This is a genomic window from Rossellomorea orangium, assembly GCF_019334305.1.
Taxonomy (GTDB): domain Bacteria; phylum Bacillota; class Bacilli; order Bacillales; family Bacillaceae_B; genus Rossellomorea.
In genome coordinates, this window is the sequence record NZ_JAHWGH010000018.1 from 486056 (window position 1) to 501186 (window position 15131).

General features: G+C 40.0%; 19 protein-coding genes. 5 read left to right on the plus strand and 14 right to left on the minus strand.

What is annotated here, in order from left to right; genetic code table 11:
* Window positions 1–21: 21 nt before the first annotated feature.
* A complete protein-coding gene (locus tag KYJ26_RS19630; protein WP_257475129.1) occupies window positions 22–609 on the plus strand; it encodes an HD domain-containing protein in 588 nt (195 codons plus the stop codon).
* 49 nt (window positions 610–658) lie between these two features.
* On the opposite strand, the gene corA is transcribed toward KYJ26_RS19630, so the two are convergent.
* Window positions 659–1654: a magnesium/cobalt transporter CorA gene (corA, locus tag KYJ26_RS19635; protein ID WP_219169215.1), complete on the minus strand. Its 996-nt coding sequence runs from the start codon at window positions 1652–1654 to the stop codon at window positions 659–661.
* Between the two features lie 130 nt (window positions 1655–1784).
* On the opposite strand from corA, the gene KYJ26_RS19640 reads away from it, so the two are divergent.
* A complete protein-coding gene (locus KYJ26_RS19640; protein WP_219169217.1) occupies window positions 1785–2936 on the plus strand; it encodes an aminotransferase A in 1152 nt (383 codons plus the stop codon).
* A 39-nt stretch (window positions 2937–2975) separates the two neighbouring features.
* On the opposite strand, the gene KYJ26_RS19645 is transcribed toward KYJ26_RS19640, so the two are convergent.
* Complete coding sequence (locus tag KYJ26_RS19645; protein ID WP_219169219.1) at window positions 2976–3152, minus strand: hypothetical protein; 177 nt, start codon at window positions 3150–3152, stop codon at window positions 2976–2978.
* 50 nt (window positions 3153–3202) lie between these two features.
* Between KYJ26_RS19645 and KYJ26_RS19650 the strand changes: the two genes are divergently transcribed.
* Window positions 3203–3478: a hypothetical protein gene (locus tag KYJ26_RS19650; RefSeq protein ID WP_219169221.1), complete on the plus strand. Its 276-nt coding sequence runs from the start codon at window positions 3203–3205 to the stop codon at window positions 3476–3478.
* Window positions 3479–3519: 41 nt separating this feature from the next.
* Complete coding sequence (locus tag KYJ26_RS19655; protein WP_219169222.1) at window positions 3520–4197, plus strand: GNAT family N-acetyltransferase; 678 nt, start codon at window positions 3520–3522, stop codon at window positions 4195–4197.
* Window positions 4198–4337: 140 nt separating this feature from the next.
* Here KYJ26_RS19655 and ptsP read toward each other — a convergent pair whose 3' ends face one another.
* The 12 genes from ptsP to KYJ26_RS19715 all read right to left on the minus strand — a co-directional run bounded on the left by ptsP (window position 4338) and on the right by KYJ26_RS19715 (window position 14776).
* Window positions 4338–6059, minus strand: a complete 1722-nt coding sequence (ptsP, locus tag KYJ26_RS19660; RefSeq protein ID WP_219169224.1) for a phosphoenolpyruvate--protein phosphotransferase — start codon at window positions 6057–6059, stop codon at window positions 4338–4340.
* Window positions 6059–6325 carry a phosphocarrier protein HPr gene (locus tag KYJ26_RS19665; protein ID WP_034756145.1) on the minus strand — a complete coding sequence of 89 codons (267 nt, stop codon included), beginning with the start codon at window positions 6323–6325 and terminating at the stop codon, window positions 6059–6061. The genes ptsP and KYJ26_RS19665 overlap by 1 nt, the downstream gene beginning before the upstream one ends.
* 318 nt (window positions 6326–6643) lie before the next feature.
* Entirely contained in the window at window positions 6644–6913 is a 270-nt protein-coding gene (locus tag KYJ26_RS19670; protein ID WP_219169226.1) for a hypothetical protein, read from the minus strand.
* An 85-nt stretch (window positions 6914–6998) separates the two neighbouring features.
* The gene (locus KYJ26_RS19675; protein WP_308807577.1) at window positions 6999–7781 is read right to left on the minus strand and encodes an ABC transporter permease; all 783 of its coding nucleotides are present in this window, start codon (window positions 7779–7781) and stop codon (window positions 6999–7001) included.
* Window positions 7782–7799: 18 nt separating this feature from the next.
* Window positions 7800–8414 carry an ABC transporter ATP-binding protein gene (locus tag KYJ26_RS19680; protein WP_219169230.1) on the minus strand — a complete coding sequence of 205 codons (615 nt, stop codon included), beginning with the start codon at window positions 8412–8414 and terminating at the stop codon, window positions 7800–7802.
* Window positions 8415–8508: 94 nt separating this feature from the next.
* Window positions 8509–9771 (minus strand): hypothetical protein, encoded by a 1263-nt coding sequence (locus tag KYJ26_RS19685; RefSeq protein ID WP_219169232.1) that lies wholly within the window; start codon window positions 9769–9771, stop codon window positions 8509–8511.
* The gene (locus KYJ26_RS24260; RefSeq protein ID WP_219169234.1) at window positions 9741–10934 is read right to left on the minus strand and encodes a DUF58 domain-containing protein; all 1194 of its coding nucleotides are present in this window, start codon (window positions 10932–10934) and stop codon (window positions 9741–9743) included. Before KYJ26_RS24260 ends, KYJ26_RS19685 begins: the two co-directional genes overlap by 31 nt.
* Window positions 10931–11872 (minus strand): AAA family ATPase, encoded by a 942-nt coding sequence (locus KYJ26_RS19695; RefSeq protein WP_219169236.1) that lies wholly within the window; start codon window positions 11870–11872, stop codon window positions 10931–10933. The genes KYJ26_RS24260 and KYJ26_RS19695 overlap by 4 nt, the downstream gene beginning before the upstream one ends.
* A gap of 768 nt (window positions 11873–12640) precedes the next feature.
* Complete coding sequence (locus KYJ26_RS19700; RefSeq protein ID WP_219169238.1) at window positions 12641–13384, minus strand: SDR family NAD(P)-dependent oxidoreductase; 744 nt, start codon at window positions 13382–13384, stop codon at window positions 12641–12643.
* 144 nt (window positions 13385–13528) lie between these two features.
* On the minus strand, window positions 13529–13708 hold the full coding sequence (locus KYJ26_RS19705) for an aspartyl-phosphate phosphatase Spo0E family protein (RefSeq protein ID WP_257475130.1): 180 nt from the start codon (window positions 13706–13708) through the stop codon (window positions 13529–13531).
* Between the two features lie 96 nt (window positions 13709–13804).
* Window positions 13805–14395 (minus strand): cell wall hydrolase, encoded by a 591-nt coding sequence (locus KYJ26_RS19710; RefSeq protein WP_219169242.1) that lies wholly within the window; start codon window positions 14393–14395, stop codon window positions 13805–13807.
* A gap of 186 nt (window positions 14396–14581) precedes the next feature.
* Window positions 14582–14776 carry a hypothetical protein gene (locus KYJ26_RS19715; RefSeq protein WP_219169244.1) on the minus strand — a complete coding sequence of 65 codons (195 nt, stop codon included), beginning with the start codon at window positions 14774–14776 and terminating at the stop codon, window positions 14582–14584.
* A gap of 165 nt (window positions 14777–14941) precedes the next feature.
* On the opposite strand from KYJ26_RS19715, the gene KYJ26_RS19720 reads away from it, so the two are divergent.
* Entirely contained in the window at window positions 14942–15121 is a 180-nt protein-coding gene (locus tag KYJ26_RS19720; RefSeq protein WP_206851117.1) for a YkvS family protein, read from the plus strand.
* The last annotated feature ends 10 nt before the right edge of the window (window positions 15122–15131 follow it).

Below are 15131 nucleotides of genomic sequence, written 5' to 3' on the forward strand. Positions count from 1 at the left end.
CAATTTTTTGGAGGGTATGCCATGTTTACTGACATGTTGAATTTCATTAAAGAAGTGGACAAATTAAAAATAATCGAGCGTCGAACATACGTAAGCGATGGGAGTAGAAGAGAAAATAGTGGTGAGCATTCCTGGCATGTATGTGTGATGGCTATGACCTTATTTGAAGTGTATGAAAAAAGGGAGAAAACAGACCTTTTCACTTCCATTCAGATGCTCCTTCTACATGATATCGTGGAAATTGATGCAGGCGATACTTATGCCTTTGATGTCAGCGGCTATGAGGATAAGCGTGAAAGAGAAGTACGGGCTGCCGAGAGAATCTTTGGGCTCCTGCCTGAAGGGACAAGAAACAAATATAAGTCTCTTTGGGAGGAATTTGAGGAAGGAAAGACAAATGAAGCCCTATATGCATCAATCATTGACCACATTCAGCCTCTTCTCCTGAACGTCTCGACAGAAGGAAAATCATGGTTGGAACATAAAATTTATGCTCATCAAGTGTTAAACCGAAATCAATGGATCAAAGACATTTCCCCTCGAATTTATTCCCAGATATGTGAATGGGTCGACATCGGCATTGAAAAAGGATGGCTTATTGAGGACTAAAAGCATGAACAAGGGGAATTCCTTCTGGAACCCCCCTTGTATGAACTGATTATTTTAATCGAAGAAGTCTTCTCCGCTTTCTTCGCTTTTTCGTGCTGAACTTGAGCCACCCTATTTTCATAAAGAAACCGAACATGATCAGAGCGATAAGTCCCATGACCCCAAGAACGATGAAGTATCCACTTCGCTCATTCAGTTCAGGCATATAGACAAAATTCATTCCATATAAACCGGCTATAAATGTAAGAGGCATGAAAATCGTCGTTATGACAGTCAAGGTCATCATGATATTGTTCATTTTATCCGAATTGATTGAAAGATAATTATCACGAATATCCGATGAAAATTCACGATAGGATTCAAGCATTTCCACGAGCTTTATTAAATGGTCATACACGTCATTGAAGTATAGCTGCTCTTCTTTCAACGAGTTTAATCTTCCTGAGTTGCTGATTCGATACAATAGATCCCTCATTGGCACAAGAGTTCGTCTTAGCTTGGACATATCATGGCGAATATCAAATAATTCATCCATCAAATCACTATCCGCTTCTTCGTTCGTGTTGTCCTCAATGGTATTGAGGCGATCTTCAATCTTATAGATAAGCGGGAAATATTCGTCCACCAATCGGTCAACGATTCCATGCATGATCTTAAACGGACTAAGCTGTTCCCCTTCCTCCTTCACTCTTTCCCATAAATGATTTAATTCGTCGACTCGCTGTTTATGGAAGGTCACAATGAAGCTTGAATTCACAAACATATTCACCTCATGGGAATCATGGGTTTTAGGATTGATTCCGTGCATAAGGACAAATATATACTGTTCATAAAAATCGAGCTTTGGGCGCTGACTGAAGTCATCCAAACAATCCTCGATCGCAAGGGGGTGAAACCTGAAATATAATTTAAGCAACCTGATATCTTTGCTGGTAGGCTCTGAAAAGTCCACCCAGTACCATTTTACATCTTTTTCTTTTATTCTGGATAAAGGTACATCACACTGAATGTCCCCATTCTCCTTGATTATATTCGTTCGAATCATATGGCTCTCCCTAACTGACTTTTTTTCATTTTATCCTTTCCCTTTTTCTCCTCCATTCAAACAAAAGCACTACGTAAAAACTCAAATTAATGGTAGAATATGAATCAAATTATTAAAGTAGGTGTACATATTGGAACAGCATATTAATCCCTTGGTCAGGGACATTCAAATTTCAGGGATACGAAGATTTTTCAACATGGTTGAGGGGATCGACGACATGATTTCCCTTACCATCGGTCAACCTGATTTCCCCACCCCCCAGCATATTAAAGATGCCGGAAAAAAAGCCATAGATGATAATTTTACTTCGTACACCCATAATGCAGGATTCCTTGAATTGCGTGAAGCTGCTGCTTCATTCGTCAAAGAAAAATACAATATACATTATGACCCGAGAGCCGAAGTCATAGTCACAAATGGTGCCTCCCAGGGAATCGATGTGATTCTTCGTACGATTCTTTGCGAAGGAGATGACTGTCTTATCCCTGGACCTGTTTATCCAGGATATGAACCCATCATTAAACTTTGCGGGGCAAATCCGGTCCATGTTGATATTACTCAAAATGAATTTAAATTAGATGCTGCTCTTATTGAAAAGAGCTTGACCCCATCAACCAAATGCATCATCATTCCTTACCCTTCCAATCCAACGGGGGTGAGCTTATCAAAGGAAGAATTGAAAGAGATCGCCGATTTACTTAGAAACCGGGAAATCTTTGTGTTGGCTGATGAAATCTACAGTGAACTTACCTATGACGGTGCTCATCATTCCATTGCAGAATATTTAAGAGAGCAAACAATCGTTATCAACGGTTTATCAAAGTCACATAGTATGACCGGGTGGCGTATCGGTCTTGTCTTTGCTCCAGAAACCATTTCCAGCCATCTTCTGAAGGTTCACCAATACAATGTGTCCTGTGCTTCTTCCATATCGCAAAAGGCAGCATATGAGGCTTTGACCAAAGGGAAGAACGATGCGATGGAGATGAAGGATGAATATAGGAAGCGAAGGGATTACGTATATGAGCGGTTAGTCCAGATGGGGTTTGAAGGTGTAGTTCAACCACAAGGAGCCTTTTACTTTTTCGTGAAGATCCCCGATGAATTACGTTTAAGTTCCTTGGATTTCTCCCTGGCCCTCGCAAAGGAGAAAAAAGTCGCCGTCGTACCCGGAGATGCCTTTTCAAAGCTCGGTGAAGGATATTTCCGACTTTCTTACGCGTGTTCCATGGAACAACTGACAGAAGGACTCAACCGGCTTCAGGCCTTTATCCAAAGATAAGAGGGACGGACCTTTTCAAGGTCCGCCCCTTTCTTTGTATTACCCTTTATATTCACCATTATTTTTGGATGCTTTTTCTTTTTTGGCTTTGTCATTGTGGATTTTATTTGTTGCCGCACTGCCTATTTCATGTGCAAATTCTGAATTGATTTTTGAAGAGTCGAAGCCTTTTTTATTTTTTTGTTGTGGATCATTCTTTTTTGTTCTCTTTGCCATCGTTCATCCACCCCTTCTATTGTAGTGCTGATTCCCTTAAGGGTCAGCATATGCTTATTATTCATCTCAGGCATTTGTACTATACAATTGACAATTATGAAAGAAAAAAAGAACCAGCCTCTATAAAAGAGCTGGTTCAAAAAAAAGGAAAAGGGGGTGTTAGTGAGAAATTAATCTCCAATTTCATGCTTAGTTATAGAATACCCGCTTTTAAATATGGTAAACCTTCCTTTAAAACTTTTTTTAAGAAAATTACAGAGATTTTTTTATGCCTTGAAGGCAGAAAAGTTATTTTAGTAAAACACTTTAAAAAAGCGCTTTCATAAAGTATAATAAACAAGGGAATTCCGAGAAATGAGGTGCTGTCATGTATAGTAAGGAACAGTATGTCTTCAAGGATAATCATATACATAAAGCCGTTATCAGGAATTATAGGGAAAATGATTTCGATGCATTGATCTTGATCCAACAAAAAGCTTTCCCACCTCCTTTCCCATCAGATCTTTGCTGGAATAAAGATCAGCTTACACAGCATTTATCCCATTTCCCCTTAGGTGCCATATGTGTGGAAATAGACGGGAAAGTAGTTGGCAGCATGACAAGTCTGATTGTAGATTTCACTCCTTCGGATCCCCCACACACGTGGGAGGAAATAACGGATAATGGATATATCAGAAACCATAAACCCAATGGAAACACATTGTACGTAGTGGATCTTTGTATCGCACCGGACTACAGGGGATTTAAGCTGGGGAAAGTAATGATGGAGGCCATGTATGAAATTGTGGTGCATTTACATTTGGAACGCTTACTTGGCGGAGCCCGCATTCCCACTTATCATAAAGTGGCCGACACACTCCGGATTGAAGAGTATATGAAGATGTTGACGCGCGGTGAATATAAAGATCCGGTGATAACCTTTTTATTACAGGCTGGCCGTACCCCACTAAAGGCGATCAAAGATTATATTGAAGATGAGGAATCCTGCCATTACGGTGTGTTGATGGAATGGAGAAACCCTTTTAAAAAGAATTATATCCCCTAAAATAAAAAAGGGATTGAAAGAACATTATGTTCCTTCAATCCACAAGAAAGGGGGAAATGAGAATAAAAGGCCCAAAGGGTGTGCCTTATCCTTATTCTTCAAAAATACAGTACCCTCATTTCAACCATTTAAACCTTTATTTACTCTATTGATGTCGCTTTTTTCACTAAAGAAATTACCGCATCATTGGTGTCTAATTGCAGTGCTTGTTCTGCGAGTTCTTTCATATCAGCAGTGTTTAGCTGTTTGATTTGAGAACGGGCACGCAAAATGGAAGTGGCACTCATTGAGAACTCATCCAATCCTAATCCCAGAAGGATCGGTACAGCAATCTCATCTCCAGCCATTTCCCCGCACATACCAGCCCATTTTCCTTCTTTATGAGCCGCGTCAATCACCATTTTCACAAGGCGTAAAATGGCAGGGTTGTACGGTTGATATAAGTATGAAACGCGCTCGTTCATGCGGTCTGCAGCCATAGTGTACTGAATCAGATCATTTGTGCCAATCGAGAAAAAATCGACTTCTTTGGCAAAGACATCTGCCATGACAGCAGTTGATGGGATTTCTACCATGATCCCCACTTCAATATGATCAGCTACGTTCGTCCCGTTTTCAAGAAGAGCTTTTTTCTCTTCTTCAAGTACGGCTTTCGCTTCTCTAAACTCTTGAAGGTTTGAAATCATCGGGAACATGATTTTCAGGTTTCCATACGTACTTGCCTTTAATAGCGCTCTAAGCTGAGTACGGAAAATATCCTGCTCATCTAAACAAAGACGGATTGCACGATACCCTAGGAACGGGTTCATTTCTTTAGGTAGGTTCAAATAAGGAAGTTCCTTATCTCCACCGATGTCAAGAGTACGAACCACTACAGGTTTCCCTTCCATCCCTTCTAATACGGCCTTATATGCCTCAAATTGTTCGTCTTCAGAAGGTAATTCGTCACGACCCATGTATAGGAATTCTGTACGGTACAGACCTACACCTTCTCCGCCGTGATTTTTAACCCCTTCAAGATCCTTAGGTGTCCCGATGTTTGCAGCAAGTTCAACATGCTCTCCATCCTTGGAAACCGTTGGCTCGTTTACAAGCTTAGCCCATTCAGCCTTTTGTTCTTCATAACGGGCATGCTCTTTCTTATACTCTTCGATGACTTCAGGAGTCGGATTAATATGTACTTCTCCATTTAATCCGTCTACGATGATCATGTCACCATTTTCAACAGAGGAAGTAATGGATTTTGTCCCCACTACAGCTGGAATCTCCATTGAACGGGCCATAATTGCGGAGTGGGATGTTCTTCCACCGATATCAGTTGTGAATCCTTTTACAAATTCACGGTTCAGTTGCGCCGTGTCAGAAGGAGTCAAATCCTCTGCAATCACAATAACCTCTTCTGTCACCATGCTTGGGTTCGCAATTTGCACACCCAGCAAGTGTGAAAGAACACGTTTTGTCACGTCACGAATATCAGCCGCACGTTCTTTCATGTATTCATTGTCCATGGATTCAAACATGGAAACGAACATATCCGCTGTTTCTTTAAGTGCGAATTCAGCGTTTACATTTTCTGATTTGATTTTGTCTTCAATGGGTGTCAATAATTCTGGATCGCTTAAGACAAGAAGGTGTGCTTCAAAGATTTGGGCTTTATCTTCACCTAGATCAACTCTTGCTTTATCACGGATCGCTTCAAGCTCTGATTTTGACGTGGCAATGGCTTCCCCGAAGCGTGTTACTTCTTCTTCAGCATTGTCTACGCTTTTCTTTTCAAAGCTTAAGTCAGGTTCAACTAAACGGTACGCTTTCGCTATGGCAATGCCATTCGAAGCCGCAATTCCTTTTAAAAGACTTGACATTACTCAGCTAAACCTTCTTTGTTCAATGTTTCTTGAAGGCTGTTTAACGCCTCTTCTTCGTCACTACCTTCAGTAATGATTGTGATTTCTGCACCTTTACCAACACCTAAAGACATAACACCCATGATTGATTTTAAGTTTACTTTCTTTTCTTTGTATTCTAGATGTACATCGCTGTCGAATTTGCTTGCCGTTTGAACTAGTAGAGTTGCCGGACGAGCATGAATTCCTGTTTCAGCTGTAACTGTAAATGTTTTTTGTGCCATGTAAATCGACTCCTTCATATATCTTGTTTTTGGTTGCTTCATAAAAGTAATGGATTATGAAGAAAACGTCAACTATTTCTAGCGATTAATCCATTATTCCTATAAAGCTGTTCAATAAAAAAGAATAGCATGCAATGAAGAGATACACAATTGTAAAGCTTGATTTTTTTAGTATTTCATAAATTTGCCACTGTTATGAACCTATTTATGTAAAAATTGATGTATTTCTGTAATCGAAAAAAAACCAACCCTTTTAGAAACCACCATTTTAATTAAGTGGTGGAGTCTTTAGTATGAGTCAGTTTTTTCATTGACATACTATTCTTTTTCTACCACATGGGTTTTTGGCTTGGCCTTCATGAGATTATAACCGATTTTTGCCTTGATTATGGTTCCCTTCAGTGTCATTTCGTGATCTTCAGATGTGTTTGTATACACATTCACCAAATCACAAATGCAGCGAGAGAATAATTCTGACAACTGTTTTAATTCTTGGATACTATGCTTACTTTCATTTTTCATCAATTCTTCCATTACATCAATGGCAAGACTTTTGACCCTTAGTGCCTGTTCTATTTCATATTTCATATGGGATCTTCCCCTTCCTATCATTCTTTCTCTAGCATATGCCGTGGAAACTAGATTAGAACGGAAAAACTCCACCCTACAGAGCTTATATATTCAATTGGGCGTCCTTTGTAAATAATTGCTTATACCCCAATATGATAAAAAGGATCACGGTGAGTGCTACACTTCCAATAATGCCTAATAGAATGGCTATTTGATATTCGATGGCAACCAGGGGACTTATCCCAGAGAGAATCTGACCTGTCATCATTCCAGGCAAAAAAATGATTCCCATTCCAATCATATTATTAAGAGTGGGAAGGATGGCGGAGTCAAACGCATTATCCACATAGATCTTGGAGGCAGCTTTCGGTGTTGCCCCAAGCATCAACGCCCCCTCTACTTTCTCCCTCTGATCTTTCAATCCCCCGAGTAGCGTATTGATTCCAAGCGTAATACCCGTCATCGAATTCCCCACAATCATTCCGGCGATTGGAATAAAGTATCTTGGTTCATACCATGGTGAAAAGTGGATGACGACCATATTGAAGTAGAATAGGCAAACAAGAGTCCCAATGAATAATGAGAAGGCAGCCATCCCTTTCAGTTTGAAATGCATCTCATATTTAACCTGCTTAAAAATATTCCTGATGGCAAATGCCTCCATAATCAATATGATACTCAATGTAAGCAGGGGGCTTGGATGATCAAAAATATAAGTAAGTATGTATCCAGCAATAATGAGTTGAATCGTCATCCTGAAAGAAGCGAGTAAGATTTGCTTTTCCCTCGAAACCCCCCTCCACTTTACGATGAATAATAATAGAAGCACAAACACATAAGCTGCGATGAATCTCCATAATTCTATGTCAATGATTCCTTTTTCCACTGTCATTCTCTCCTTCGTCTATTTCTCAATCGTAATGATTTCTTCGCCATATTCTTCAGCCACATTGGTAGAGTGGGTAACCATAATAACGGTTCCCCCATGCCCATTTGCACATTCAATAAAGCTTTTCATCACTTGGATTTCGGTTTCTTCGTCAAGAGCAGAAGTGGGTTCATCCAATAAATAGACGACAGGTTTCATTAATAACACCCTCCCGAGTGACAATCGCTGTCTCTCTCCACCTGACAGCTGCGCTGCATGAGCGTCTAAAGGCATATCCAATTTGACAATGTTGAGTATCTTCAGGAGCTCCTCCCGACCTGCCGGAGGTTTTTCTGAAAAAATAAGGCCACTCTGCAGATTCTCTTCTACTGTTTCTCCAAATAGGAGAGGTGTTTGAGAAATCATAACAGCTTCTCTCCTATGCTTCACAGCGTCCAAACTCTTTAAGGGATCTCCCTTATAAAGGACCTGTCCCCTGTCTGGTATATTCATTTTATTTAATAATTTCAAAAGAGTCGATTTTCCTGCACCACTTTCCCCTACCAGACAAGTAGTCTTGCCCTCAGATATGTCCATCTCCCTAATATGTAAAATATCTTTAAAGTGCACATTTATTAATTCAAATAACATGGGCAGCCCTCCTCATATTTATCATACCCCATGTAAAAATAATTAAAAAAAGCTAATGCAGGGAGAATCGCCTTCTCTGCACTAGCTTCTTCTGCTATTGATCATTCTTATCGTTCAAATGTGCAATATGTCCATCTATTTGACTGGTGAAGAAATCGATTTCATCCTGACCAGGCACGAATTGTCCGTACCTTACTTGTTCGTACACAGTGAAAAAGCGATCCGTTCCACTAAGTCCGATTCTGTCGAACCATAATTGAACATTCTCATTCGGGTATCTTCCTGCCCCGCTCCTTAAAGCTTCCTCTTCAAGCTTCTCCATCGATAGCCGGATAGAATCCCTTGCTTTTGAATAATAAATTGGTTCTTTACTGCTTTCTTCAAAAGGAGTGATGATGTGTTGAGTCGTCATGCTGTAAGAATCCCTTTCACTTTCTGAAACGTGAAGAGACTCCTTTCGTTTCTTGATCAGATAAATGATGACAAATATGACTAATAGAATCAGCAGAGCCTCGTCCACCCAGGAAAATGATAATCCCTGGCTGAGTTCGTAAGTTTGAGTCTCATCAATATTCTGTTTTTCGAGTTCATTCCCTGTACCCTTTTCAGCATCGCTTGAAAACATGTTCATGATTAAGTCTCTTAATTTTAATAGTTGATCATAAATCGGATTCACCAGGAAAGAGATTACCCAAAATACTTTTTCGGCTCCCCAATAGATCCCCTTACTTACCAACGAGCTGAACATTGCCAGTACAGCACCTGCCACTAGCACTAAGAACCAGAAAACAACTGGTTTGAAGAGCATTTTTCCTTGACCGTGTTTCATACCACTGAGCATCCTTTGGATCGGGGTGAACGTGATAATGATTGAAAATAGAATTAAGAGTAAGGAGTATACGATATACGTATTTTCCAGATCTCTCATTGAACCCGTCAACAGGGAAAACGCTGCCACGCTTAAAAAGATAAGGATTGAACCGCTGCTCACTTCAATGGCGTGATCATGATTGTTGATATAAGTTGAGATTCTCCAATGGAGAAATAACAGGGCACACAACATGATCAACCATGAAGCAGAGAAGAAGTAAATACCAGTACACAGAGAGATGAATAGGGCCGCAATCAATTGTTTAGTCATCGGTTGATTCAGCTTACTCAAAGCGACTGTTATCATGATGGAAATAAATACAGTAAACAGAGCCGGGACGTAGCCGTTAATAATTACTTCTTTCGGAAAGAGGAACGTAATGAACAATAGGGTAAATAATACATCTATCCCCACTAACAGTCCCAATTTAATCAAAACCATCTGTTTTGATTTGGTCAGGAAGGTACTTTCAGCGAACGATTCCATAAAGTGACGACTCCTTGTTTTTGTTCTACTTTTAACTTGAAAACTTGTATATTTTGTTTCTCTATATTTGTTAATAGAGATTCTTCCCGTTTCTCCATGACACCCGCTACGATGAAGATGGAAGGCACTAATTGACGCAGGTAAAGAGATTTAAGAACTATATGGAATGGAACGGTAAACTCATCTGTTGAAAGAGTAGATAGGAGCTCCATGCCTCTTTGCCTGTGAACCCTTCCTATTCCCGGCGGGAGGTAATAATAAGGGGTCAGACCCTGCGACCTTACATTTAGTACAAGTGAGAACGTGATGTTTTGTTCTACTGCAAGCTGCATCATATAAGACGTATACTCTATTATTTCTTCCAACTGATTGGTAATTGCATAACGATCGGAAATATTGATGGCGATCATCCACTCTTTTTGGGTTGCTGGCGCGTAGATCTTTGTTTGAAGGCTTCCGGTCCTGGCCGTTGCCTTCCAGTGAACGTCTTGGAACCGGTCTCCCTGAACGTAGTCCCTCGTTCCGATTTGGTGAAAGACATCATAAAATAATGAATGTTGAATTGGGACGTCTCCCTGCTTCCAGGTAAGCTTTTGTTCTGCCATTTTAACAGGTGAATTTACAGGAAATACGATAATGGTGGATGGAACATTATCAAGTAAATCCAATAGGACTTTTCCACTTCCGAATAAATGAGGGATTTCCAACTGCATCTTGGTGATTCTGCATAATCCTCTCCTCTTTCCAATAATCGGTATGGAGATGATTCCTTCATCATTTTTGCGGATGGAAAAGGGAATGGACACTTCTATATTGTCCCCAACTCCGGTCGTGTACGGGTATCCCTTAGGAATGACGATATCTTTAAACGTGACCTTTAAAGTCGCCCCCCAAATGGATATTCCTCTGTTCTGGATCTGAAATTCCCACTTCTGCTCCTCATCAGCGTGGAGCCTCAATCTCTTTATGGTTCTTCCAATACTGATACCTTCCCCGACTTTCACCATATACCATTGATGAACCCTGAAATAGAGAATCATCAATAGAAAAATACCTAACCCAACATAAGATTGAACATAAAAACTTACTGCACCGACAATGACGAGTAATACTAGCGTCATGGATATGTAAGGATCTTCAACTATCTCCCGTTTCCACTTCACCGAGCCTGCCCCGCTTCAACAGGGGTAATGGCCATCTCTACGATCTGCTCGATGACTTCCTCTGGCGTCCTGGTCAGGGATGACTCTATTGTTAATTGAATACGATGCTGAAGAACATATGGAGCAACCGCTACAATATCCTGAGGCTTCACAAAATCCCTGCCATCAAGAAAGGCTTTAGCCTGGGAAGCCTTTAGAAGTGCCAGGCTGGCTCGCGGACTTGCACCTACCTCCACCCATTCGTGCTCCCTTGTCCCCCTCGTAATTTGAAGTATATACGTTTCGATATCCTCAGATACGTGGACTTCTTTGACACGGCGTGACAACGATTGAAGTTCTTCAAGACCCATTACTTTATTTACTGTACTCAAAGGTTCCGATGATTTAAATCGGTTCAAAATCCCTCTTTCCTCTTCAAAGTCAGGATAAGTAAATGGTATCTTCAATAAAAACCTGTCCAACTGTGCTGCAGGCAGCGGGAATGTCCCTTGCTGGGATTCAATGGGATTCTGCGTGGCAACCACGATGAAGGGAGGAGATAATGGAACGGTCTCCCCATCTATCGTAATCTGCTTTTCTTCCATTACCTCCAGTAGACTTGCCTGGGTTCTCGGAGTGGCCCTGTTGATTTCATCCGCCAATAAGACGTTTGTGACGACGGGTCCCGTCCTTAACTCAAATTCCTGGGTTTTCGGATTAAAAAACTGTATACCCGTTACATCACTTGGTAACACGTCAGGTGTGAATTGAATCCTTTTGAAAGCTCCATCAATGCAGTGACTGAATGTCTTGGCCAGTAATGTTTTACCAGTACCCGGCACACTTTCCAACAGAACATGTCCTTCTTGAAGTAATGCAATCATCAAAAGGTCTATCTCTTTGTCTTTACCCACTAATACTTTATTCATTTCTTTCTTAATTAAGGCCAAGCTACTCATTCTTTTTCCCCCTAGTTTTCATACGAAGATTTAATTTAATTTTCTAACAATATCATTTTCTTATTTTACCATAACTCTTTGTTAAATTATCCCTTTTCTTTTATAAAACCGACTACTCTAAAAAGAGGGGGGCTAAACTTTTATCATATGAAATGCCGTTTTAATTACCTATTTTATTGATTAGTCTGCTGATTACTGCATCTGGGCATTTATAGGATGGAAAATCAAGTCAATCCCAAGAGCTGATAAAATAGACGGAAAGATTCCGCTAATTTCTTCATTAAAAGGAGAGATGAGCGAAATAAAAGGAGAGATTCCGCCTAACCACTCAAAAAATTCAATACTTGCTGATTTTTCTGTGCATAAACGGAAAAACTCCGCTTATTTTACTTTTGCTGGCTCTTCTATATAGGGCAAGACATCTTATTTAATAGACGAAGTTGAAACGTATCACAAGTATTTAATCGCTAATAAAGAAACTCGCCAAAATAACTACGGCGAGTTTTACTTTTATATATACAAATCATGATGCTACTACCGAAGGGTTGACTCAGTGCGTGATCGGGTCTTTTCTCCATAATATCAATCTTTACAAATCTTTATTCTATTCCTTGAACAGACCATACATCCTTCCCATATTCTAGAAAAAAAGATGGGAGTGTAAAAAATAAATGGTTATCAGCTTAATATTTGTACTGTGCATCGGACTTATCAATATTGTCGTGTTAAGAAGGGGGTAGTTTCCATTGCCCTGCTTCCTTCATGCATTCAATGCTTATAAATCATCTTTCGTGTCATTCCACCATCCACAACGAGATTCTCTCCTGTAATGAAATCATTATCAGTGTTCGCAAGGAATAAGCATGCCCTCGCTATGTCTTCGGGCTTACCTACCCTTCCTGACGGATGCTGTTCATGATCTATGTCCCTCAAGGAAGTATAATCTTCTGTTTGAATCCAACCAGGACTAATGGAATTGACCCGAATCCCCACCTCGCCGAGGGTGATGGCAAGTGAATGAGTAAGACTGATAATCCCGCCTTTCGTCGCTGAGTACGCCTCTGTATCCGGTTCAGACATTGAAGCTCTTGTGGAAGCCATATTAATGATAGAGCCTCCACGCCCCTTCATTAACTCGGCTGCTTCACGGCTGCAATAATATACGCTGCTTAAATTAGCTGCTAAAATCTCGTTCCAATCTTCAGGTTCCATCTCCCAAAATGGCATGAATCTTGAAACACCTGCATTATTAATCAAAACATCGACCACACCGTGTTCTTTCTTAATGATCGTGAAGGCTTCTTTCACTTGTTGGGGTACTCCTACATTCACTTCATGAAAGCGCGTGCTATATCCTTCTGCATTGAGCGTTCTGGAAAGTTCCTTCCCCTTCGCATCATCCATATCCATGAATTCTACAATGGCACCTTGCTTTGAAAATTCTTCAACGAGGGTTCTCCCTATCCCGTTGGCTCCACCTGTTATGCACACAATATTTCCTTTCAATTTCATCTCTCCCTTGATTTTCATTTCCTATATAAGAAGGATACCCTACCCAAAAGCTCACCAATCCTCATGAATAAAATTGAAAAAGGTTAACCTGCTGAAATCCCCCCTTGAAGTAGGATAGGGCGATTTCATAGGTTAACCTTCTATTTATTGAATGATCTTTCTTTGACTTGTCTTTTTAGTATCATTGCGTTGATGAATATTGATCAAGGCATCCAGCTCTTCACTCAGTTGAATGGTTGTGGGGCTTTTCAACCCAAAACGAATCCCGGACTGAATCATCTTCGAGCGTACGACCTCAATTCGTGTGGCTATTGTACCGTTCATCAACATCACCTCTGCTTCTTTTCTCTATTTTACTATTAATTCTACTTAGAGAAAAGGAAAAGTACTTACGTTTTTCATATCAATTATATCTATACATTATTTAGCGAATCGATGCTTCCCTATCGTCAACAATGTTTCCCTGCTTGTAATCCAGTCACTTGTAGATGTTACAGGATTATAGAAGAATAAAGAGCCTTTCCCCTGCCCTCTGAAAGCCAGGGCTTCATCAACTGCATCTCTGGATTCTTGTGAAGGTGCCTGGTTTATTTGTCCGTTTTGTACTGGTGAAAATGCATAATGTCCATTAGAAACCTGATAGATGACGTTTTTAATAGAGTCAGGGAATTCTGAAGAATCCACCCTGTTTAATACAACCGTTGCGACTGCTACCTTACCTGCATAAGGTTCACCTTTTGCTTCTGCATGAACAAGTTTCGCAAGTAACTCCCGATCTTCTGCGGTTACATCACTGTCAGGAATAACGATTGATTGACCCTGATATATTTCATTTGATTTAAGATCATTTTCTTTCTTTAGTTGAATGACGGATACGGATTTCTCCTTACCAATTTCCCAGAGGGATTCACCCTTTTCTACCGTGTGCACTTCCCCTGCAGCAAATGTTTGAGAAGAGAATGTCACGAAAGAAAGTGCAGCAATTCCTATTATAAAGCTTTTCTTAATCATACTTCTACCTCCTAATAAGCGCTCACCAATAAGATAACAATGTATAAGGAGAATTTCAGCAGGTAAAGGTTACCACTGATCGTTCAAGCTTCAATACTAAATACAGGAGTTGCCTCATATACTGGTCGTAATCCAGGAAAGAACAGAGCACTTTCGAAACAGAAAAAGTGGGGGTTCCCCACTCTTTTAACTTCTCTGTGTATCTAAATAATGAAAGAGGATATTTCCACCTTGCTGGGCTATTCCCCGAAAATGTTTAAAATCCTCCTGTTTCACAAGTATTGCTCGAAAGGCGAGGAAATCTTCTTTCAACACCTTTATTTCATCAATTTCTCTTGTACGCAATAATTGCAGTTGCTCAAGAATGTCCTTTTCACTCATACACAAACCTCCATCCTTACTATGACTATTGTAATTTCAAAAGGTAGATCATCACAAGCCATAATTTTTAAATGAAATTGTTAGAAAACTCTTTACCTTTCCAAAACTTTCCGTCAAAATATTAGTAATTGTTTGTAGAATTTTGGCAAAAAGGAGCGACATTTGATGAAAAAAGCAGAAATAGGGAATGTGATTGAATTTAAAGAAGGATTAAAAGGAATCGTTGAAAAAGTGAATGAAAATTCAGTAATTGTCGATTTAACTTATATGAAAAATTATCGGGAGCTCGAGTTGGAGGAAAAGACCGTAGTGAACCACAAGAACTATAAAATTGTAAAGGCCTGATAGAAAATAA